This is a genomic window from Mycobacterium kubicae, from assembly GCF_015689175.1.
GTDB lineage: Bacteria > Actinomycetota > Actinomycetes > Mycobacteriales > Mycobacteriaceae > Mycobacterium > Mycobacterium kubicae.
The window spans coordinates 629,288-651,175 of sequence record NZ_CP065047.1; the positions used below are offsets into that span (position 1 = coordinate 629,288).

The window sequence follows — 21,888 nt, forward strand, 5'->3', positions numbered from 1 at the left end:
AACATCGCGTTCGTAGTCTCGTTCACATGCCTTCAGCCGGAACTTCCCGCGCGCCTGAAGCGGTCCGCCGCGTCGTCGTGATTGGGCACGGCATGGTGGGTCACCGCTTCGTTGAGGCGCTACGCGCTCGGGACACCGACGGGTCCTGGCACATCACCGTGCTGGCCGAGGAAGCCGATGCGGCCTACGACCGTGTCGGTCTGACCTCCTACACCGAGTCCTGGGACCGTGCCCTGCTCGCACTGCCGGGCAACGACTACACCGGTGACCCACAGGTCGACCTGCTCCTCAACGCCCGGGTCGTCGAAATCGACCGTGCCGCAAAGACGGTCGCCACCGCCGATGGTCGCCGATACGGCTACGACGCGCTGGTGCTGGCCACCGGGTCCTACGCGTTCGTGCCGCCGGTGCCTGGTCACGACCTGCCCGGATGCCACGTTTACCGCACGCTCGACGACCTCGACGCGATCCGCGCCGGGGCGCAGCGGGCGGTGCAGGCCGGTGACGGCGCTGGCGGGGTGGTGATCGGTGGTGGTCTGCTGGGCCTGGAGGCCGCGAATGCCCTGCGGCAGTTCGGTTTGCAGACCCACGTCGTCGAGATGATGCCGCGCTTGATGGCCCAGCAGATCGACGAGGCCGGCGGAGCGTTGCTGGCCCGGATGGTCACCGAGCTCGGCATCAACGTCCACGTCGGGACGGGCACCGAATGCATTGAGGCGATTGAGGGTTCGCACCGCATGCAGGTGCGCCTGAGCGACGGTCAGCTGATCGACGCCGGTGTGGTCATTTTCGCCGCCGGCATCCGGCCGCGCGACGAATTGGCGCGCGCGGCCGACCTCGCGATCGCCGAACGCGGTGGTGTCCTCACTGATTTGGCATGCCGGACAAGTGATCCCGACATCTTCGCGATCGGGGAAGTCGCCGCCATCGACGGTCGCTGCTATGGCCTGGTCGGACCCGGTTACACCAGTGCCGAAGTGGTGGCTGACCGGCTCTTGGACGGGGTGGCGGAGTTCGGCGAGGCCGACCTGTCGACCAAACTCAAGCTGTTGGGTGTCGACGTCGCCAGTTTCGGCGACGCGATGGGGACCACCGAGAACTGCCTCGAGGTGGCCATCAACGATGCCGTGAACCGCACCTACGCCAAACTGGTGCTCTCCGACGACGCCAAGACACTGCTCGGTGGGGTGCTGGTTGGTGACGCCTCGTCGTACGGCGTGTTGCGCCCGATGGTCGGCAGCGAGCTGCCGGGTGATCCATTGGCGCTGATCGCGCCCGCCCAATCCGGCGACGGCGCAGGCGCATTGGGCATCGGGGCGCTGCCGGACTCGGCGCAGATCTGTTCTTGCAACAACGTCACCAAGGGCGACTTGAAGTGCGCCATCGCCGATGGCTGCGGCGACGTGCCGTCGCTGAAGTCCTGCACGGCGGCCGGCACCTCCTGCGGATCCTGTGTCCCGCTGCTCAAACAGCTGCTGGAAGCCGAGGGTGTCGAGCAGTCCAAGGCGTTGTGCGAGCACTTCAGCCAGTCGCGGGCCGAACTCTTCGAGATCATCAGCGCCACCGAGATCCGCACCTTCTCCGGACTGCTGCAGCGCTATGGCCGCGGAATGGGTTGTGACATCTGCAAACCCGTCGTCGCGTCGATCCTGGCGTCCACCGGGTCCGAGCACATTCTGGAGGGTGAGCAAGCCGCCCTGCAGGATTCCAACGACCACTTCCTGGCCAACATCCAGCGCAACGGCAGCTACTCGGTGGTGCCCAGGGTGCCCGGCGGAGACATCAAGCCCGAGCACCTGATCCTGATCGGTGAGATCGCCCAGGACTTCGGCCTCTACACCAAGATCACCGGTGGGCAGCGCATCGACTTGTTCGGGGCCCGGGTGGATCAACTGCCCGCGATCTGGCAGCGACTGGTGGATGGCGGCATGGAGTCCGGCCACGCCTACGGCAAGGCGCTGCGCACCGTGAAGAGTTGCGTAGGTAGCGACTGGTGCCGGTACGGCCAGCAGGACTCGGTGCAACTGGCAATCGACCTCGAGTTGCGCTACCGGGGACTGCGGGCGCCGCACAAGATCAAGCTGGGCGTATCGGGTTGTGCGCGAGAGTGCGCCGAGGCGCGCGGCAAGGACGTGGGTGTCATTGCCACCGAAAAGGGTTGGAACCTGTATGTCGGTGGCAACGGCGGGATGACACCCAAGCATGCCCAACTGCTGGCCAGCGACCTCGACACCGAAACACTGACCCGCTACATCGACCGGTTCCTCATGTACTACATCCGCACGGCCGATCGGCTGCAGCGCACCGCGCCGTGGGTCGAATCAGTGGGACTCGATCACGTGCGCGAGGTCGTGTGCGACGACTCGCTGGGCCTGGCCGCGGAGTTCGAAGCCGCGATGGAACGGCATGTGGCCAACTATCAGTGCGAGTGGAAGGGCGTGCTGGAGGACCCGAACAAGCTGTCGCGGTTCGTGTCCTTCGTCAACGCTCCCGACGCTGTTGACCCGACTGTGACCTTCACCGAGCGGGCTGGGCGCAAAGTCCCTGTGCCCATTGGCATTCCGCGAGTCCGTTCTTGAGCACTGCATTGACCAAGGAGGAATCATGACACTTCTCAACGACATTCAGGTGTGGACCACCGCTTGCGAATACGAGCACCTCATTCCGGGCCGTGGTGTCGGGGTGTTGCTCGACGACGGCACGCAGGCGGCCTTGTTCCGCCTCGACGACGGCTCGGTGCACGCCGTCGGTAACGTCGACCCGTTCTCCGGTGCGGCCGTGCTGTCCCGAGGGATCGTCGGTGACCGCGGCGGTCGCGCCACGGTGCAATCACCGATCCTCAAGCAGGCTTTCGCGCTGGACGACGGGTCCTGCCTGGACGACCCGCGCGTCTCGGTGCCGGTGTATCCGGCCCGGGTCACCCCGGACGGCCACATTCAGGTTGCGCGCGTGGCGTGAGGTCGGGTCAGTCGATCTTGCCGACGAGATAGCGCTGCATGGTCGGGCCAATGGCATCGACGATCGCTTCCACCGACATCGAATGCAGTGGCTCTGAGCGCACTCCGTACCGCATGATGCCCAGGCCGACGAGCTGAGAAGCGCACAGCGACGCGCGAACGGCGATCTTGTCGGCCCCTAGCATCCTCAGCAGCGGGTTGAAGATCGGCCCGATGAACATCGACTGAACAATTTCGGCGGTCTTGGCCAGCCCGGTGGACGCGATCGCGCTGGCCGCGAACGGACCGCCGCCGGCCGCGTCCCAGGTGGTGATCAGCATATACAGCGTTCGGCGTCCCACCTGGTTGACACTGCCGGTGACGATGCGGTCGATGAATTCCGGTGTGCTGAATGGCAGACGCAGCATTTTGGCTACATCGTCGAGAAACCCTCGCGAGGGCTCTTCCTTGCGGGCCATGGTGCCAGGAATACCCGGATGTCAGTCAAAGATCAAGCGCCGCTGGTAGAAGCCGGCCAGGGCAGCAATCCCTTGTGCTCTACGCAATTCGGCAGCCGGTGCGGCCGCGCAGTGAGGAACCGACGCGGCATGGCCCGGCGAAACCGGCTGGCGATCAACCGTGGCAGTCCAGGGTGAGTGCCCAGCGGCTCGGTCACCAGGTCGGCACCGGAGGCGTGCAGCCGTTGTTGGAACAGGCCGTCGGCCAGTAGGTAGGAGGCAATGACCACACGGTGTGCCCCGCGGCGGCGAGCAGCAGCGACGGCGTCTTGCACAGTGGGAGCCCCGGTGGCCGCGAAGCCCAACTCCACGCGTGCTCCGGTGAGTGCGGAGAGCAGCGCCGCGGTGGTGTGAAGATCGTTGCGGGCCAGTTCATCCGAGGTGCCCGCCGCCCCGAGGACCACCGAATCGCCTTGGCACCAGCCTGATTGAACCAGCTGCTGACACAGAATGCGGGCAATGTCGGGACTCGGTCCCAACGCGGGGGTGACGCTGACATTGGGGTGCCCACTGGCGGCTATGTGGGCGGGCAGGTCGGTGCGGACGTGGTAACCGCGGGATAAGAACGCCGGTACCACGACGGCCGGCCCATGACTGTGCGCCGCAACCCGGGAGAGAACTTCACTGGGGGTGGGACCCACCACATCGACGAAGGCCACATGCACCGGGCGGCTCACCAACTCGGTCACTCGTGCCGCGAGGTCTGCGACCATCGCGACACCGGAGGCCCTGCGGGTGCCGTGGGCTGTCAAGATCAAGGTCATAAGGCGTCAGGTTCCGTATCCAGATCCGAATCGATGGCCAACCGGTAACCGCGCTTGACGACCGTCGCGATGATGTTCTTGTCGCCCAGCGCGGTTCGCAACCGCAGCACGGCGGTGTCCACCGCGTGCGTGTCATTGCCGTTGCCGGGCAGTACGCGCAACAGGTCGGTGCGGCCGACGACATCACCGGGACGCTGTGCCAGCGCCCGCAGAATCGCCATGCCCGAACCCGATACCGTCTTGACCGACCCGTCGACCAGCACACATGTTCCGCGAATGTCGATCAGGTGCCCGGCGGCCTTGACGCTGCACGAGCCCAGCAGCGGCAGTTCCTCGGCTATGTGTCGAGCCAATGCCCCCAACCGCATCCGTTCCGGCGCTGAGGTGGGTATGCCCTTTCGGATCAACGGTCGAGAAGTCACCGGTCCGACGCACATCGCGTGCACCCCGGTGCGCAGCGCCTCCACCAGCTGCTCCTCGATGTCCAGCTCGCGGCCACGTTCGAGCATGGCGGCCGCAGCCGGCGCCGAGGTGAAGCTGACCGCGTCGAACTGCCGTCGGGCGATTCCGGTCACCAGTTGGTCGAAGTCGCCGCCCAACGGCGTTGGCTTCCAGCGATATACCCGAATGGCCACGACGTCGGCACCGGCCGAGCGCAATCCACTGAGGAATTCCGGGAACGGGTCCCAGGCATCGGCGGCGCCGTGCAGCTGAACGGCGATACGCTTGCCGTCCACCCCGGTCGCCAGCAGGTATTCCAGCAGCTCGTGCGACGACTCGGATTCCGGTGACCATTCCTCGCGTAGCCCGGCGGCACGCAGCGCACCGGTGGCTTTGGGTCCCCGGGACACCACTCGGGCCGACGACAACGCTTCGAGTAGTTGGTTGGCCAGCCCCCACCCTTCGGCGGCGGCGATCCAGCCGCGAAAGCCGATGCCGGTGTGGGCCACCAGGATGTCGGGCGGATCGGCGATCAGCGACTCGGTGTTGGCGTGCAGTTCGTCGTCGTCGGGTAGTGCGATCATGGTGATCGCCGGTGCGCTGCAGACTTCGGCGCCCTGACGGCGCAGCAGCGCGCACAACTCCTCGGCGCGGCGCGCGGAGGTCACTGCAACCCGGTATCCGGTCAGGGGTGCAGAGTTTGGCTGAGCCATATTAACTGTCTATGCCTGTCAGATTTCAGATGCGTTACCTGGCAATTGCTTACGCATTGCCCCGGTAGGGCGTTGATCACACCCGGGTCAGTTCGGTCTCGGACCGGGGCCCATGGACCGCAGAGCCAGAACTCGGCCGGCGCACGTACCTGCTCCAGGTCAGTAACGCCGCAATGACGTAGGAGGCCAGAAAGGCCCAATATGCCGCGGTCTCGGTGTCACTGCGCAGGTAAGACTCCCGCAACGCCAGGTTGATGCCCACACCGCCGAGTGCGCCGACCGCAGAGCAGATGCCGATCAGCGCTCCGGACATCGCCCGCGACCAGTGGCGGCGCTGCGCCTCGTCGACGTCGAGCGACCGGCTGCGCGCCTCGAAAACCGAAGGGATGAGCTTGAACACCGAGCCGTTGCCCATGCCGGCCAGAATGAACAAAACGATGAACCCCAGAATGGAGCCGATCAGCGTGGTCGGCGTGGTGCCCGGGGTCTGGTCGCCGTAGGTGCTGACCGCGACCAGGAATCCGGCCCCCACGATCATGCCCGCAAGAACGCCCAAGGTGACGCGGCTACCGCCCAGCCGGTCGCCTAGCCTGCCGCCGTAGATACGGGCCAGCGACCCTAACAACGGGCCGACGAACGCAATCTGGGCTGCGTGCAGCGAGGCGTGTTGGGGGCTTTCCCCGTTGGCGGCGAAGTTCACCTGCAGCACCTGGCCGAAGGCGAACGAGAAACCGATCCAGGAGCCGAAGGTGCAGACGTAGAGCAGCGAGATGACCCAGGTGTCCCGGTCGAACAGGATCGATCGCATGTGGTTGACCTCGATGCCGTGCTCGAGGTTGTCCATGAACATTGCGGCGGCGATACCGACGACGGTCAGCAGGACCAGATAAACGGCGCAAACCCAATACGGTGCCTGGTGGCCTGCGGTGGCCAGCACCAGTAAGCCGATCAACTGGATCACGGCGACCCCGAGGTTGGCGACCCCGGCGTTGAGTGCCAACGCTGCCCCCTTGAGCCGCTGCGGGTAGAACGCGTTGACGTTGGCCAGCGATGCGGCGTAGTTGCCGCCACCGAGTCCAGTCACCGCCGCGCACAACACATACGGCCACAGCGGCAGGCCTGGGTTCGCCAGCAGCACGATGGTGCCTGCGGTGGGAATGAGTAGTACGAGCGCGGAGAACGTCGTCCAGTTGCGGCCGCCGAACTTGGCGATTCCCAACGTGTACGGAATGCGGGCGGCGCCGCCCACCAAGGTGGCCACCGCGCCCAGCAACAGCTTGTCGCTGGCGGAAAAGCCATAACTCGATGCCGGCATGAACAAGGCCATCACCGGCCACAGCGTCCAAATGGAGAACGCCACGTGGTCACCGGCCATGGTGCAAAGCAGGTTCCGGCGAGCGACTTTGCTGTTGCCGGCGGTCCAGGCTGCGGTGTCTTCGGGATTGAAATTCGCCAAACGATGATCGCGGCGCATCGGAGCACTACCTTTCGTGAACGTCGCTCGCGGTCGCTCGCTAACCAAGAGCGAGAGGCGTTGCGCCGCCGCGTCCGTTCATGCTCACACCGAACAACATTGACAGTCAACCTAATTGGGCCGATATCGGCTGAAAGTTGGATCTCAGTATTCTGGTAACTCCCTGGCAGGCCATAGTGTTCGGGGTCACACGTAGGCCAGACCAGCGGGACTCTCCGGCGCGACCTGTGTGGTGGCTGTCAGCGGCCGTCGCACATAGACCGCCCACGTCAGCACCGACGCCCCCAGGTAGAACAGCACGAACACCCAGAACGCTGCGGTCGCTGTGCCACTACTCAAATACGATTGGCGCAGAGCAAGATTGACACCGACGCCGCCGAGCGCGCCGATCGCTCCGGCCAAGCCGATCAGTGCGCCGGACATGGAGCGTGACCATTGCTGCCGTTGCGTCTCGTCAAGAGCAAGTGAGTGGCTGCGTGCCTCGAAGATGGACGGGATCATCTTGTAGACAGACCCATTGCCGATGCCGGACAAGATGAACAACGCCACAAACCCGACCACGTAGCCGATCATCGTGGCCGCCGGGACAGGCCCGGTGGCGTGATCGCCGAAAGTGCTTGCCAGGACTAGTATCCCGGCGGCCAGAATCATTGAACAAAAGGCGGCGAGGGTGATTCGGCCGCCACCCATGCGGTCGGCGAGCCGGCCACCGTACACCCGGGACAGCGATCCCAATAACGGTCCCAGGAAGGCGATTTGGGCGGCATGTAACGACGCCTGCGCCGCGCTCTGGCCACCGGCGATGAAATTGATCTGCAACACCTGGCCGAACGCGAACGAAAACCCGATGAACGAGCCGAAGGTGCCGATGTACAGCAGCGAAATCACCCAGGTGTGCGGCTCTTTGAGTACCGCACGCATGGTGCGCAGTTCGATGCGGTACTGCTCCAGGTTGTCCATGTACATCGCGGCGCCGACAGCGGCGATGGCCAGCAGGACCAGGTACACCGCGCACACCCAGTAGGGTTCACGGTCACCGGCCGTGGCGATGACCAACAGCCCCACCACCTGTACCACGGGCACCCCGAGGTTGCCGCCACCGGCGTTGAGCGCCAATGCCCATCCCTTGAGCCGCTGGGGATAGAAGGCGTTGATGTTGGTCATGGACGAGGCGAAGTTGCCGCCACCGAAGCCGGCCAGTGCCGCACACAGCAGATACGGCCACAGCGGCAAGCCGGGGTTGGCGAGCAGAAAGACGGTGCCGAGGGTGGGGATCAACAACACAAGTGCGGAGAAGACAGTCCAGTTACGGCCGCCGAACCTCGCGGTGGCGAACGTGTAAGGGAACCGCAAGCAGGCGCCGACCAGCGTTGCGGTGGCGCCGAGCAGGAACTTGTCGCCCGCCGAGAAGCCGTACACCGACGCCGGCATGAACAGCACCATCACCGACCAGATCGACCACACCGAGAACCCGATGTGCTCGGCCGCGACCGACCAGATGAGGTTGCGCCGGGCGATGTCTTTGTTGCCGGCCTCCCATGCCGTTACGTCCTCTGGGTCCCAGTCGGTGATCACATGTGAGCGGCCGCGGGAAAACATGGGTAGAACTCCTGTCGTCTTCAGCGATGCCCATCACGCTAGGAATCCGATGTTGCCCGCGCGCTTCCCGCAATGACCCGGGGATGAACTTCCGATCACTGCCCCGGCGGTGGCGCTGTGATCACCAAACGTCGCCCGCGCGCCAGTCGCACATCAATTCCGCCGAGGTGTCCAGGTCGACGTCGATTGGTAGCACGAATATCGATCCGTCGTCCTCGGGTGTGCGGATTGGTCCGGTGGGAGACAACACCGAGGTCGGGCCCCGCCACGGCAACCAGCCACGCGACGCATAGAGGTTGCGCGCCCGGGCCGACGAGCTGAGGGCGCCCAGCTGGTAGGCGCCGCGCAATCACCTGCTCGACGCCGTCCAGCAACGCCTTCACCAGACCCTGTCCGCGCCAATCCTCGCGTACCGCAACACCTTCGACATAGCCGCAGCGCAGCGCCTGGCGGCGGTAGATGAGCCGGCGCTGCACCACGGCGGCGTGCGCGATGATCGCGCCGTGATGCCACACCAGCGCGTGCATGCCGCCGAGTGTGTGCTCCCAGTCGTCTTCGGTGAAATCACCGGCAAAGGCCGCGGTCACCATCTCGTAGGTGCGTTGGCGGGTGTCGTGGTCGAGATCGGCGGTATGGACCAGGCGGGCGGTGTGAACCGGGCTGTGCACCATCGCGCGTGCCGGCTCTTACCACTCGGGTGGGCGCCGGGGTCTCGCCCAGTGCAGTTGCACGCGCTGGCCCGGACGCACCTGGGCGACCTTGTCGATGTCCTCGTCGATCACCACACCGATGACCGGATAGCCGCCGGTGAGCGGGTGGTCCGGACCCAAGATCACCGGTAGTCCGTTGGGCGGCACCTGAATTGCGCCGCGGGTGAGGCCCTCGCTGGGCAGTTGCCGGTCCGGGTTGCGGTGTCGCAGCGGTCGGCCGCTCAACCGCATACCGACTCGGTCGCTGCGGTCGGAGGCCACCCAGACGGTGTGGACCAAAGCGTCGGGGTCGACGAACCAGTCGTCGCGCGGCCCGGGGACCGCCAGCAACTCGACCACGTCGTCGGTGATGGCGGCGACCGCGGCCTGATCGAGTTCTGGGTAGTCGGCGGTGTGATCGCCGACGGGCAGCACGTCTCCGGTACGCAGCGGCGACGGCCCGATCGCCGACATCACGTCATAACTGCGGGAGCCGAGCACCGGCTTGACGCAGATGCCACCGCGCACCGCCAGATAGGTGCGCAGGCCGGCGCGCGGTGTGGTCAAGGAGATCACCTGGCCGTCGTGGACGTGGTGAATGCTGTTGTTACCGAAGATGTTTCCATCGACAGTCGGATCGGCGTCGGCACCGGTCACAGCGATGTCGAGGTCACCGCCGCAAACCCGGGCGGCGAAACCGCCCAGCGTCACTTCCACGGTGGCCCGGTCGTCCGGGTTGGCAACCAGCCGGTTGGCCAGAGTGTGGGAGCGCCGATCGGCAGCCCCGGACCGGCCCACACCGAGATGCGCCAGACCGGGCCGGCCCAGATCCTGGACGATGGCCATCGGTCCGCTGCGCAGGATTTCCAATGTCGTCACGGCAAAGCCTCCTATGCGGCGCGAAACCGTACCCACATTCCCGGCGTCAACAGTGCGGGGTTGGGTCGATCGATGTCCCACAGGACCGCCTCGGTGTGGCCGATGAGCTGCCAGCCACCGGGTGATTGCCGCGGATAGACCGCGCTGAATTCGCCCGCGAGGGCGACGGAACCGGCGGGCACCGATGTCCGTGGTTCGGCCCGGCGTGGCACCCGTAGCCGCGGGTCGCCGTCGATCAGATAGGCAAAGCCGGGAGCGAAGCCGCTGAACCCCACTCGCCACCGGGTTGCGGTGTGCGCGTTGATCACTTGCGCGGTCGTCAAGCCGGTGTGCTCGGCGACCTCAGCCAGATCCGGCCCGTCGTAGACGACGTCGATGACGATCTCGTCGTTCCCGGTGGCCGCCGCGTCGGACCCGACCACGCGCAATCTGCGGATCCGCTGGCGGGTGAGGCCCTGATGGCGAGGCTCGGCCAGCTTCACCAGCACGGTTTGCGAGCCGGGAACGATGTCGACCACACCGGGCAACGCGGCCCCGCGCAGCGCCTCCGTCCACGCCAAAACCGCTGTGGTGTCCCGACATTGCAACATGAGCGCTCGGTCGCCGTAGTCGAGGACGTCGCACGCCAGTGCCGGCTCCATGGAGGACTCCGTCACGCTCATAGTTTTCAAGGTAATGCCGGATTCGGCGGCTCCGCCAGGAATCTTCGAGCACTGCCAGAGCTGCCTTACCGAAAGCTCACTCAGCCCAGGATTTTGCCGATCAAGGGTGGTAGTTGATCGGCCACGACGGGATAGCTCAGCGGCGAGCTGAAGGCGATCGCCCCGGCCAGATCCTTGCTGGTGAAGATGTGCCGGTTCTGGACGGTGGCCTGGGCGCCCGCCACTTCGGGGTCGGCCAGCAATGCATGCTGCTCCTCGGGGCTCTCGGTGGTCCAGATCACCACGTCGGCCGAATCGAGCACCGGTTTGATCTGCTCGCGCGGGATGACTGCGCGGTTGGAGGCGACGAAGGGCTTGATGCTGTCGGCGATGATCAGGCCCATCTGATTGAGGAAGTCGGTTCGCCAGCCGCCGGGCGTCGCGATCACACTGCCTTGCCACAACCGGCCCTGCAGCAGCAGCGCTTTCTTGCCCTTCCACTGCTGGTTTTTCGCGGCGATGTCGGTGAATCTCTGGTCGACGGCGCCGATCAGCGACTTCATCTGGTCGGCCTGGAACACCGCCGTGCCGATGGCGGTGGCCTGGTCCTTCCACGGCTCGAAGAACGCGTCCCCCTCGGATTGGGCGAGCGTCGGGGCGATGGCCGACAGCTTCTGATAGGTGTCGGCGTCCAGACCGGCGTTGATGGCCACGATCAGGTCAGGTTTGAGTCCGCCGATCTGTTCGACGGGAATCCCGTTGTCCAAGTTGAGCACAACGGGCTGCGCGGAGCCCAGTTTTGGCTGGGCCCAGGGCCATACCGCGAACGGTTGGTCGCCGAACCAGTTGGTCACCGCGATCGGGACGACGCCGACCGCCAGCAAGTCGTCCTGCTCGGTGTAGCCGGCACTGACTACCCGCTTCGGTGGTTGCTTGATGACGGTCTGACCGAAAAGGTGGTTGACCGTCACCGCATCGCCACCCGCCGTACCCGGGGGCGGCTTGGGTTTGGAGCATCCCGAGAGGGATCCGGTGGCCCCGGTTGCGAGAAGTCCTGCAGCCCCGGCGACGTGCAAGAATCCCCGCCGACTCCATCCCTTGTGCACAGCGTGAGAGTATCGCGTGTCTGACGCAGTGGTCAGTTACTTGGCCGCGGCTTGGGCTGGTAGCCCACCCAAGGGCTGTAGTCGGCGATCAGCTCCTCCTGCGGCGGCCGCTGTTCGGCCGGCACATGCTGCAGGTTGATGCGGATCCGGTACCAGATCGAGCTGGGTCCGCGCATCCCGTCGACCAGCACATCGGCGGGCTGCAGCCGTTCGGCCGCGGCGGGATGACGCTCGCGCCAGACGTCCAGCGCGGCCATCGCCTCGTCCTTGGTCTTGGTCCGGGCGACCTCGATCAGCGGCATCGAGGACTGGCGCCGGCCATCGGCGGACTTTCGCGACCCCCTCGGCGCCTTCTCCGGGGGACCCAGCTCTTCGGCCAGCGCCAGCAATTGATCCAGCCCCCCGACCGCGTCATCCATGCCCGCCCAGGGGTCGCCGACATCGGCGAATCGATCCGGCACGGTCGCAATGGTGAAGGCCTCGGGCCGGCAGGTGGCCACCTCATCCCAGTGCAGCGGGGTGGACACCCGCGCGTCCGGAGTGGCCCGCACCGAGTAGGCCGACGCGACCGTGCGGTCCTTGGCGTTCTGGTTGAAGTCGACGAAGACGCCCTCGCGTTCTTCTTTCCACCACCGGCTGGTGGCCAGCTCGGGTGCGCGCCGTTCGACTTCCCGCGCGATTGTCTGTGCGGCCAGCCGGACCTGCTTGAAGGGCCACCGCGGGGCGATCCGGGCGTAGATGTGAAAGCCGCGGGAGCCCGACGTCTTGGGCCACGGAACCAGCCCGTAGTCCTCGAGCACCTCGCGGGTCACCAGCGCGACAGCCAGGATCCGCTGCCAGTCCACGCCGGGCATCGGGTCCAGGTCGACGCGAAGTTCGTCGGGGTGGTCAAGGTCCCCGGCCAGGACGGGATGCGGATTGAGGTCGACGCAGCCCAGGTTGATCACCCACGCCAGTCCAGGGGCGTCATGGATGACCGCCTCGGCGGCCGATGTGCCTGAGGCGTAATGGAGTTCGGCGACGTCGACCCATCCCGGCCGGTTCGCCGGCGCACGCTTCTGGAACACCGCCTCCACCGAGATGCCCTTGACGAAGCGTTTGAGGATCATCGGGCGTCCGGCCACACCCCGTAACGCCCCGTCGGCCACCGACAGGTAGTAGCGGACCAGATCCAGCTTCGTCAGGCCGGGCCGGCCGCCGTGCTCGGGGAAGATGACTTTGTCCGGGTGGGTGATGGCGACCTCACGCCCAGCAATCTCGAGCGACACCGGGCGGGCCATGGAAGTCCACTGTAATTCGGGGAGGCTTCTTGACAGCAGTGCGACGCCCGTCACATATGGTGAACTCATGCCTAACCTCAGTGACCTGCCTGGGCTGCCCGGTCAAGCTGTCTCCAAGATTCAGCAGTACGTCGAACGCGGCGCAGCCGAACTGCACTACGTGCGGAAAATCTTCGAGTCGGGTGCCTTCCGGCTCGAGCCGCCGCAAAACTACGCGGCCATGGCTGTCGAGATCCGTAAGTGGGGCGAGTTCGGCATGCTGCCGTCGCTCAACGCCCGGCGCCACCCCGACCGGGCGGCGTGCATTGACGACGACGGCGAGTTCACCTTCAAAGAGCTCGACGAGGCCGCGCACGCCGTGGCCAACGGCCTGATCGAAAAAGGCGTCAAGGGCGGCGACGGGGTGGCCATCCTGGCCCGCAACAGTCGTTGGTTCTTGATCGCCTACTTCGGCGCCGCCCGGGTGGGTGCCCGCATCATCCTGCTCAACAGCGAGTTCTCCGGTCCGCAGATCAAGGAGGTGTCCGAGCGCGAGGACGCCAAACTGATCATCTACGACGACGAGTACACCAAGGCTGTCCAGAAAGCCGAGCCGGAGCTGGGCAAGCTACGCGCGCTGGGAACCAACCCGGACAGTGACGAGTCCTCGGGCAGCAAGGACGAGACGCTGGCCGACCTGATCGAACGCAGCAGCAAGGACCCGGCCCCGAAGGCCAGTAGGCATGCGTCGATCATCATTCTGACCAGCGGTACCACCGGCACCCCGAAGGGCGCCAACCGCAGCACCCCACCCACCTTGGCGCCGGTCGGCGGCATCCTGTCGCACGTCCCGTTCAAGGCCAACGAGGTGACCTCGCTGCCCGCCCCGATGTTCCATGCCCTGGGTTTCCTGCATGGCACCATCGCGATGTTCCTGGGCTCGACGCTGGTGCTGCGGCGCAAGTTCAAGCCGCCGCTGGTGCTCGAGGACATCGAGAAGCACAAGGTCACCGCCATGGTGGTGGTGCCGGTGATGCTGTCCCGGATCCTCGATGCGATCGAGAAGATGGACAAAAAGCCCGACCTGTCCACTCTGAAGATCGTCTTCGTCTCCGGATCGGCGCTGGGCGCCGACCTCGCCGAACGTGCGCTCGAGGACCTGGGCCCGGTGATCTACAACATGTACGGCTCGACCGAGATCGCCTTCGCCACCATCGCCGAACCCAAGCACCTGCAACACAACTCGTCGACGGTGGGTCCCGTCGTCAAGGGTGTGAAGGTCAAGATCTACGACGACAACGGCAAGGAACTGCCGCAGGGCGAGATCGGGCGGATCTTCGTGGGCAACGCCTTCCCGTTCGAGGGTTACACCGGCGGCGGGAAGAAGCAGATCATCGACGGTCTGCTGTCCTCCGGCGACGTGGGCTACTTCGGTGACGACGGTCTGCTCTACATCAGCGGGCGCGACGACGAGATGATCGTCTCCGGCGGCGAGAACGTGTTCCCGGCCGAGGTCGAGGACTTGCTCAACGGCCACCCGGACGTGGTGGAGGCCACCGCTATCGGGGTCGAGGACAAGGAGTGGGGTCACCGGCTGCGGGCGTTCGTGGTCAAGAAGGGCGACGCCGACGTCGACGAGGACACCCTCAAGCACTATGTCCGCGATCACCTGGCCCGGTACAAGGTGCCTCGCGAAGTGATCTTCCTCGACGAACTGCCGCGCAACCCCACCGGCAAGATCCTCAAGCGCGAACTGCGCGAGATGGATCCGGAGGACTCCGGCAGTGGCGGCAAGGGCGGCAAGAGTAAGTCCGACAGCAAGTCGAAGGCCGACGGAGGCGGCAAGGCCAAGGACGGGGCCGACAAGGCCAAGACCGACGAAGCCGACAAGAAGGACGACAAGGACGACAAGGCCAAGGCGGACGGAGCCGACAAGAAGGACGACAAAGCCGACAAGGAGAGCGAAAAAGCCGAGTAGTCGTCCGGGGTCCGTTACGGGTCGCGGGGCAGGCCGAGCAACCGTTCGGCGATGATGTTGAGCTGCACTTCCGACGTGCCGCCGTAAATCGTGGTGGCCCGGCTGGCCAGCAGGTACTCACCCCACTTACCCGGCAACTCGTCGGTGTCGCCGATCGCGGCATCCGTCCCGAAGGACGCCACCGCGAACTCGGCGTAGCCCTGGCCGGTGCGCATGGACAACAACTTCGAGATGGCCGCCGAGGGCATCGCGTCACCGCCGGCGATCGTCAGCAAGGTGGAACGTAGGTTGAGCAGCTTGGCGGCATGCCCCTCGGCGATCAACTGCCCGGCGCGGTGCCGGGCCACCTGGTCGAACTGTCCGTCGCGGACGAATTCCACGAACTCGGCCAGGGTGGCCAGGAAGTTGGCTTCGCTGCTGCCGATCGACACGCGTTCTGCGGTCAACGTGTTGCGGCTGACCTCCCAGCCCCGATTCACTTCGCCGAGCACACAGTCGTCGGGCACGAACACGTCGTCGATGTAGACGGTGTTGAACATCTCGTGACCGGTGAGCTCACGCAACGGCTTGACTTGCACGCCTTCGCTTTTCATGTCCAGCAGGAAGTACGTGATGCCGTTGTGTTTCGGCGCGTCGGGGTCCGTTCTGGCCAGCAGGGCGCCCCACTGCGAATACTGCGCTGCGGTGGTCCAGATCTTCTGTCCGGTGATGCGCCAGCCGCCGTCGACCCGGGTTGCCTTGGTTGACAGGCCGGCCAGATCAGAACCGGCACCCGGCTCGGAGAACAGCTGGCACCAGATCATTTCGCCCCGAAAGGTGGGCGGCAGGAACCGTTGTTGCTGCTCGTCGGTACCGAACGCGACGATCGACGGAATGATCCAGGCGGCGATGCCGACCTGCGGCCGCTTGACCCGTCCGGAGGTGAACTCCTGGGCGATGATGACCTGCTCGACGGGGTTGGACGCCCGGCCCCACGGCTTGGGCAGATACGGCAGCACCCACCCGGCTTCGGCGATCGCGACCTTGCGCGCCTCGCGGTCGCTCATGTCCTTCAAGGCGGTGACCTCGGCGCGGATCTCGGCGCGCAGCTTCTCCGTCTCCGGGTCCAGGTCGATGTTGACCGGGCGCATGCCGCTGGTGGTCGCCACGTCCACGACGCGTTGCGGGTATTCCGAAGAGCGACCGAAGCTGGCCGCCAGCATCAGCGCGCGGCGGTAATAGACGTTGGTGTCGTGTTCCCAGGTGAAGCCGATGCCGCCGTGCACCTGGATGCAGTCCTGGGCGCAGCGCTGAGCGGCGGCAGGAGCCAGCGTCGCGGCCACCGCCGCGGCGAACTCGAACCCGGATGCCTCGTCGATCGCGCGGGCGGCGTCCCACACCGCTGCGGTGGCGCGCTCGGTATCGGCGACCATCTCCGCGCACTTGTGCTTGATGGCCTGGAACTGGCCGATCGGCCGGCCGAACTGTTCGCGGATCTTGGCGTATTCCGTCGCGGTATCCGTCGCCCAGCGCGCCACGCCCACGGCTTCGGCCGAGAGCAACGTGGTCATCAACGCATGCGCGGTCGCCATGCTCAGATTGCTCAGCACCGCGTCGTCGCCGATCTCGACGGCGTTGACCCGGACGTGGGCAACCGGCCGCAAGGGGTCCAGGCTGCGTACCGGTTCGATCTCGAGTTCCTCGGCGGGCAGCAGCACCCATTCCTCGCCGCTGTCGATCGCCACCGGCAACACCAGCACCGACGCCTGTGCGGCCGCCGGAACCGCGCGAACCTCCCCGCGAATCACCAGGGCATCACCGTGGCGGGTTGCGGTCAACGTGGAGTCCAGCGCGTAGGCCGCGATGGCGGCACCGGACGCCAGGTCGGCAAGCACCTTGGCGTCGGGGTCGTGCGCGGCGATCAGCGCGCTGGCGATCGCCGACGGCACGAACGGCCCGGGGACGGCGCCGTACCCGAACTCGGCGAGCACCACCGCGAGCTCCAAGATGCCGAAACCCTGTCCGCCGACGGACTCGGCCAGATGCACCCCTTGCAATCCCTGATCGGCGGCGGCTTGCCAATACGGTGGCGGATTGTCCACCGCAGCCTCCATGGCGGCGTGCAACACCTCCGACGGCGCCACCCGCGCCACCAGGGACCGCACCGACTCGGCCAGGTCTTGATGCTCAGGAGTTATCGCGATCGGCATTGTTCGCCTTCCCATGCTTTCGGCGCCGTTGAGCCCAGCACCTTCCAACCTACAAACCGGCCGGTTGGTTGACCACGTTGGCTAGCCGCTGGCCGTCGCGCAGCCGACGGCAGTTCGCCACCGCCTCGGTCAGATAGCGCCGCATCGTGTCGGCGGTGTACCAGGTGACGTGCGGGGTCAGCACCACATTGTCCAGGCCGAGTAACGGGTTGTCCGGTTGCACCGGTTCGACGTCGAACACGTCCAGTCCCGCGGCGGCCAGGCGGCCACCGCGCAGCGCATCGGCGAGCACCGCCTCGTCGACGATGGCGCCGCGCGACGTATTGACAAGCACCGCGGTCGATTTCATCGACCCGAGCGCCTCGGCATCGAGCAGGTGATGGCTGGCCGCGGTCAACGGCAGGTGCAGCGAGACGATGTCGCTGGCCGCCAGCAACTCCGGCAGGGGCCGCCAGGACGGACGCCCGTCGTCGCCGGTGCTGGTGTGCAGCACCGTTGCTCCCATCGCGGCGAGGATGGATTCCACACGTTTGGCGATGTTGCCGTAGCCGATCAGGCCCACGGTGCAACCGCCGATGTCGCGCACCGTCTCGCCCAGCGCCGGGTCGGCCGGCCAGCCCCGGCCCTGACGGATCGCGCGATCAAGCTGCGGCAGCCGACGCAGCGCGGCCAGCATCATCAGCACCGTGCCCTCGGCCACCGAAGGCGCGTTGGCGCCCGGCATGTTCGCGACCGCGATACCGCACTCGGTGGCGGCGTCGACGTCGATGGTGTTCACGCCGGCGCCGAGTTTGTGGACCAGCCTCAGTCGTGCGCCGCGGCGCAGATCGGCGGCCGAAAGTGGGCGCAGCACATGCCAAATCACGTCGGCTTCGGGTAACTCACGGTAGAACGTGGGGTCGTCTTGCTCGGCACACCAGCGAATGTCGAGCCAATCCGCTTCGTCGGCAAGGTATTCGAGCACCTTCGCGCCGGGCACGAAGTGGGCAAGGACTCTTAGGGCCACCGCTGGGTGATCCACTCGGTGATGAGGTCGGCCTGTTCGCCGCGGGCGCCCGGGGTGGTGAAGTAGTGGTCGCTGTCGATCGAGGCCCGGGCTTTGTCGGTGCTGGCCAAGGCGTCGTAGATGCGCTGGGCGTCTGACGGGAAGACGCCGGTGTCGGCCTCGGCATTGATCACCAGCGCGGGGCAGGTGATGCGGTTCAAATGTGGCTCGGCCCGGGTCTGTGCCACCCGAAGGCTCCACATCCCCAGCCAGTTGCGCACCGTGCACGCCGCCGCGATACCCCGCGCGGACCGGTTGGCCCGCACCGGAGTGCCCGCGTAACACATGTTGGGCTCGCGTTTGGTGGGCTCAATGGTGGGGTCGACCATGCGGGGATCGGCCCAGGTGCGCATCACTGTGAACGGCCGATCCGAGAAGCCCGCGGCGCGAACGCGTTTGAGCTCGGATTCGGCCCAGTCGGTGATGGCGTGGTTGCGCGCGGTTTGGGCTGCGCGATAACGGCGCAGGAACTCCGGTGCGTACGGGGGGCCGTTACCCGGGTCGAACAGGTCGAGGTCTGGGTCGGTGGCGACCGGGTCGGTCTCGTCGACCACGGCGGCGTCCATCCAGGCCGTCAGGACCTCCGGGCGGCCGGGGTGTGCCGCGGTGGCCACGTACCCGTCCGCCGCGGGCAACTCCGTCAACCCCTCGGCGGGCCGCATGCCTTCCAGCGCAGTCACATTGGGCTCGACCGCCTGCGACTGGTAGGCGGCCATCAACGAGCCGCCACCGGAATTGCCAAGCAAGATCACCACTTCCACGCCCTGCTCTTCGCGCAACCAGTGCACCCCGACTCCGATGTCGACCAGCGCGTGATCGAGCATGAAGCTGGACTCGAAGCCGCGAAACCTGGTGTTCCAGCCCAGGAACCCGATGCCGCGGGTGGCCAGGTAGTCGGCGAGGTAGTGCTCGGAGAAGTCGATTTGGTAATGCGTGGCGATCATCGCCACCTTGGGCTGGTGTCCTACCCCTCGGTGGTAGAGCCCCTGGCAGGGGTGGCCGCCGGCGCCGGCCCGCCCAGCCGTGCGCGATGGCAGCCCGACGAACTCGCGAAGCACCCCGGGGGCGCCGGTAGGACGGGTCAATTCAGCGATCCTCCGAAGATAGCGCGGTAATAGATGTTGGCCAGCGTCCGGATGCAGGCCTGGTCGTCGGGCTCCTTGCCGCCACTGAGTTGGATGTAGCAGAACTGGTTGAACATCGCCACGATCGCTTCGGCGATGAGGTCGGGATCATCGTCGGCGCAGTGGCCCTCGGCTTGGGCGCGTCGGACCGTTTCGGCGATGAACGAGATCGGGATGGCGCACATCTGCGCCCAGTATTCGGCGAAGTCTTCGTTGACCATCGCCAGCTGGGAAACGCTGATGATCTCCGCCAGGCGGTGGCGGTAGGTCTGCCAGTGGGCGGCGGCGGCCTCATACGCGCGCTCACGATCCGACATTCCGTGTCGGGTCACCGACGCCGCCCGTTCGTTGGCTTCGTCGCGAAAGCGCATGGCCCACTGGCGGACCATCGCCTCTTTGGAGTCGTAATAGTTGTAGAAGGACGCGGCCGATCGGCCGGCTTCGGCGGCGATGTCGGCAATGGTGGTGGCCAGGAAGCCCTTGCGGGCGATGACCGTGCGGGCGGCGTTGTCGATGGCGGCTTGGGTGCGGCGGCCGCGGTGCGTGGGGAAGTGCGGCGGATGTTTCGCCGGACCGGACCTGTGATCGGACCTCGTCAACAGCGGCGCACCTTCCCGGGAAACTGAACCTGATGTTAGATTCAGAATCATCGCTTGGCCAGATGGGAGTGGTGACATGATCAAGCCGCACAACACGAACACGGAATTCGAACTCGGCGGGATCAATCACGTCGCCCTGGTGTGCTCAGACATGGCGGCCACCGTCGACTTCTACCGCAACATCCTGGGCATGCCGCTGATCAAGTCGCTGGATCTGCCCGGCGGCGCCGGCCAGCACTTCTTCTTCGACGCCGGCAACGGTGACTGCGTGGCGTTCTTCTGGTTCGCCGACGCGCCCGACCGGGTACCGGGCGTCTCGTCACCGGGTGCCATCCCGGGTATCGGCGACATCACCAGCGCGGTCAGCACCATGAACCACCTCGCATTCCATGTGCCCGCCGAGAAGTTCGACGCCTACCGCCAACGCCTGAAAGACAAAGGCGTGCGGGTGGGCCCGATCCTCAACCACGACGAAAGTCCGATGCAGGTCTCGGCGACCGTGCACCCCGGGGTGTACGTGCGCTCCTTCTACTTCCAGGACCCCGACGGCATCACCCTGGAATTCGCCTGTTGGACTAAAGAATTCGCCGACAACGACACGCAGGCCGTGCCGAAGACGGCGGCTGACCGCCGGCCTGCGGTGACGGCTGGCGCTGACCGTTAGAACCGCCCGCGGCGGGGAAAACAAGTGCCATGACCCAAGCCATCTTGACCGATCTGCAGATTGCGGCGATGACGCCCGCGCAGCGGCGAGACCTGATCATCCGGCTCGAGTTGCCCGTAGAAGAACTGGAAGACCCTCAGGCTCTCGACCGCATGCGCAAGATCCGCCTGAGCCTGATCGTCGGTGGCTGCATCGTGATGATTCCGTGGATCGGCTACCTGGCGACGACGCTGCCGCAGAAATACGTCGCCCATAACTGGCCCGTCACCTGGATCGGGTTCGACATCCTGCTGATGTGTTTCATGGCCGCGACGGCCATCTTCGGTTATCTGCGCCGCCTGCTGCTGCTGTTGACCGGGTTCACCACTGGCGTGCTGCTGATCTGCGACGCCTGGTTCGACCTGATGACCGCCGGGCCCGAAGATGCGTGGTTGTCGGTGATCACGGCCATGCTGATCCAGGTGCCGATGGCGTTCCTGCTGATCGGCGGCGCCCTTCGAGTGTTGCGCCTCAGTCAGGCCCGGGTGCTGGTCGATCCGGACCGGCGGCTGTGGCAGCTGCCGCTGCTGCCGTGACGGTGTCGCCCGAATAGAGGCTCGGCTTGGTCAGTTCGTCGAGCAGCGAGGCCAGGTGATCGGCGAACTCGTCGGGCGCCATGCGCACATCGCCGGCCAGCCATGCGCTGATCGTCTGCCCTACGCCACCCACGGCAAAGTGAGCGCCGGCTTTGACGCGGTCATTTGCCGGCGCGCGCAGGCTGTCCACCGCATGCTGGCCAGACAGCATGGCGAACAGGGCACTGGATTCGGCGCGCTTGCGCATGATCACGGCATTGGCCAGTTTGGTGCTGAACAGCAGGCGCCCGATGCGAGCGTCTTCGGCGACGGTCCGCACGATGTTGGCCATGCCCGCGCGGCTCTGTTCGTGCGGCGGTACCGCGGCAACCGCCGCCTGCGTGGTGGTGACCAGTTCGGCGATCACCCAGTCGAACACACCGCTGACCAATTCGTCCTTGTCGGCGAAGCTTTCGTAGAAGTAGCGCGCCGAAAGCCCGGCGCGCCGGCAGATCCCGCGCACGGTCAACTCGGCGATGTCGTGGTCGTCGGCCCCCAGCACATCGAGCCCGGCGGCTAGCAACTGGCGCCGGCGCACGGCCAGCCGCTCGGCCGGCTCCACGCCCCGGTAGGGCCGCGCGCTGGAGGTGTCCGCGGACTGCTCATGAGCCACTCTTGACACCACGCTAGGGTAGCGCCAATATCGGGAAACAGGT

18 protein-coding genes and 2 pseudogenes are annotated in these 21,888 nt (G+C 66.1%); 5 read left to right on the plus strand and 15 right to left on the minus strand.

Annotated elements, in window-relative coordinates:
• Positions 1 to 26: 26 nt before the first annotated feature.
• The gene (gene nirB / locus I2456_RS02915; protein WP_085075644.1) at positions 27 to 2,579 is read left to right on the plus strand and encodes a nitrite reductase large subunit NirB; all 2,553 of its coding nucleotides are present in this window, start codon (positions 27 to 29) and stop codon (positions 2,577 to 2,579) included.
• Between the two features lie 25 nt (positions 2,580 to 2,604).
• Positions 2,605 to 2,958 (plus strand): nitrite reductase small subunit NirD, encoded by a 354-nt coding sequence (nirD, locus tag I2456_RS02920; protein ID WP_068033469.1) that lies wholly within the window; start codon positions 2,605 to 2,607, stop codon positions 2,956 to 2,958.
• Between the two features lie 7 nt (positions 2,959 to 2,965).
• Here nirD and I2456_RS02925 read toward each other — a convergent pair whose 3' ends face one another.
• The 10 genes and pseudogenes from I2456_RS02925 to I2456_RS02970 form a co-directional block, all read right to left on the minus strand.
• A complete protein-coding gene (locus I2456_RS02925; RefSeq protein ID WP_068033468.1) occupies positions 2,966 to 3,415 on the minus strand; it encodes a TetR/AcrR family transcriptional regulator in 450 nt (149 codons plus the stop codon).
• 32 nt (positions 3,416 to 3,447) lie between these two features.
• Positions 3,448 to 4,218, minus strand: a complete 771-nt coding sequence (locus I2456_RS02930; protein ID WP_085075643.1) for a sirohydrochlorin chelatase — start codon at positions 4,216 to 4,218, stop codon at positions 3,448 to 3,450.
• Positions 4,215 to 5,372 (minus strand): uroporphyrinogen-III synthase, encoded by a 1,158-nt coding sequence (locus tag I2456_RS02935; protein ID WP_068033467.1) that lies wholly within the window; start codon positions 5,370 to 5,372, stop codon positions 4,215 to 4,217. Before I2456_RS02935 ends, I2456_RS02930 begins: the two co-directional genes overlap by 4 nt.
• A gap of 76 nt (positions 5,373 to 5,448) precedes the next feature.
• A complete protein-coding gene (locus I2456_RS02940; protein ID WP_085075642.1) occupies positions 5,449 to 6,846 on the minus strand; it encodes an MFS transporter in 1,398 nt (465 codons plus the stop codon).
• Positions 6,847 to 7,032: 186 nt separating this feature from the next.
• A complete protein-coding gene (locus I2456_RS02945) occupies positions 7,033 to 8,445 on the minus strand; it encodes a nitrate/nitrite transporter (protein ID WP_085075641.1) in 1,413 nt (470 codons plus the stop codon).
• 121 nt (positions 8,446 to 8,566) lie between these two features.
• Positions 8,567 to 9,116 (minus strand): annotated as a pseudogene (locus I2456_RS02950) (GNAT family N-acetyltransferase).
• Positions 9,117 to 9,131: 15 nt separating this feature from the next.
• A complete protein-coding gene (locus tag I2456_RS02955; protein ID WP_085075640.1) occupies positions 9,132 to 10,013 on the minus strand; it encodes a 5-oxoprolinase/urea amidolyase family protein in 882 nt (293 codons plus the stop codon).
• A gap of 11 nt (positions 10,014 to 10,024) precedes the next feature.
• Positions 10,025 to 10,675, minus strand: a complete 651-nt coding sequence (locus I2456_RS02960; protein ID WP_085075639.1) for a 5-oxoprolinase subunit B family protein — start codon at positions 10,673 to 10,675, stop codon at positions 10,025 to 10,027.
• A gap of 80 nt (positions 10,676 to 10,755) precedes the next feature.
• On the minus strand, positions 10,756 to 11,760 hold the full coding sequence (locus I2456_RS02965) for an ABC transporter substrate-binding protein (RefSeq protein WP_085075638.1): 1,005 nt from the start codon (positions 11,758 to 11,760) through the stop codon (positions 10,756 to 10,758).
• Between the two features lie 32 nt (positions 11,761 to 11,792).
• Complete coding sequence (locus I2456_RS02970) at positions 11,793 to 13,040, minus strand: DNA polymerase domain-containing protein (RefSeq protein ID WP_085075637.1); 1,248 nt, start codon at positions 13,038 to 13,040, stop codon at positions 11,793 to 11,795.
• A 67-nt stretch (positions 13,041 to 13,107) separates the two neighbouring features.
• Here I2456_RS02970 and fadD2 point away from each other — a divergent pair.
• Positions 13,108 to 14,784: pseudogene (gene fadD2 / locus I2456_RS02975) on the plus strand (long-chain-fatty-acid--CoA ligase FadD2); the annotation flags it as partial.
• 227 nt (positions 14,785 to 15,011) lie between these two features.
• Here the strand turns inward: fadD2 and I2456_RS02980 are convergent.
• The 4 genes from I2456_RS02980 to I2456_RS02995 are packed head-to-tail and all read right to left on the minus strand — an operon-like array spanning position 15,012 to position 19,954.
• Entirely contained in the window at positions 15,012 to 17,186 is a 2,175-nt protein-coding gene (locus tag I2456_RS02980) for an acyl-CoA dehydrogenase family protein (protein ID WP_085075636.1), read from the minus strand.
• A gap of 49 nt (positions 17,187 to 17,235) precedes the next feature.
• Positions 17,236 to 18,192, minus strand: a complete 957-nt coding sequence (locus I2456_RS02985; RefSeq protein ID WP_139823332.1) for a 2-hydroxyacid dehydrogenase — start codon at positions 18,190 to 18,192, stop codon at positions 17,236 to 17,238.
• Positions 18,183 to 19,316 carry an alpha/beta fold hydrolase domain-containing protein gene (locus I2456_RS02990; RefSeq protein WP_085075634.1) on the minus strand — a complete coding sequence of 378 codons (1,134 nt, stop codon included), beginning with the start codon at positions 19,314 to 19,316 and terminating at the stop codon, positions 18,183 to 18,185. Before I2456_RS02990 ends, I2456_RS02985 begins: the two co-directional genes overlap by 10 nt.
• The gene (locus I2456_RS02995; RefSeq protein ID WP_241007851.1) at positions 19,313 to 19,954 is read right to left on the minus strand and encodes a TetR/AcrR family transcriptional regulator; all 642 of its coding nucleotides are present in this window, start codon (positions 19,952 to 19,954) and stop codon (positions 19,313 to 19,315) included. Before I2456_RS02995 ends, I2456_RS02990 begins: the two co-directional genes overlap by 4 nt.
• Positions 19,955 to 20,030: 76 nt before the next feature.
• Between I2456_RS02995 and I2456_RS03000 the strand changes: the two genes are divergently transcribed.
• Both I2456_RS03000 and I2456_RS03005 read left to right on the plus strand, forming a co-directional pair.
• Positions 20,031 to 20,618, plus strand: a complete 588-nt coding sequence (locus I2456_RS03000; RefSeq protein ID WP_085075632.1) for a VOC family protein — start codon at positions 20,031 to 20,033, stop codon at positions 20,616 to 20,618.
• A 29-nt stretch (positions 20,619 to 20,647) separates the two neighbouring features.
• Positions 20,648 to 21,193 (plus strand): hypothetical protein, encoded by a 546-nt coding sequence (locus I2456_RS03005; RefSeq protein WP_085075631.1) that lies wholly within the window; start codon positions 20,648 to 20,650, stop codon positions 21,191 to 21,193.
• On the opposite strand, the gene I2456_RS03010 is transcribed toward I2456_RS03005, so the two are convergent.
• On the minus strand, positions 21,129 to 21,845 hold the full coding sequence (locus I2456_RS03010; RefSeq protein ID WP_085075630.1) for a TetR/AcrR family transcriptional regulator: 717 nt from the start codon (positions 21,843 to 21,845) through the stop codon (positions 21,129 to 21,131). The genes I2456_RS03005 and I2456_RS03010 overlap by 65 nt on opposite strands.
• Between the last annotated feature and the right edge of the window lie 43 nt (positions 21,846 to 21,888).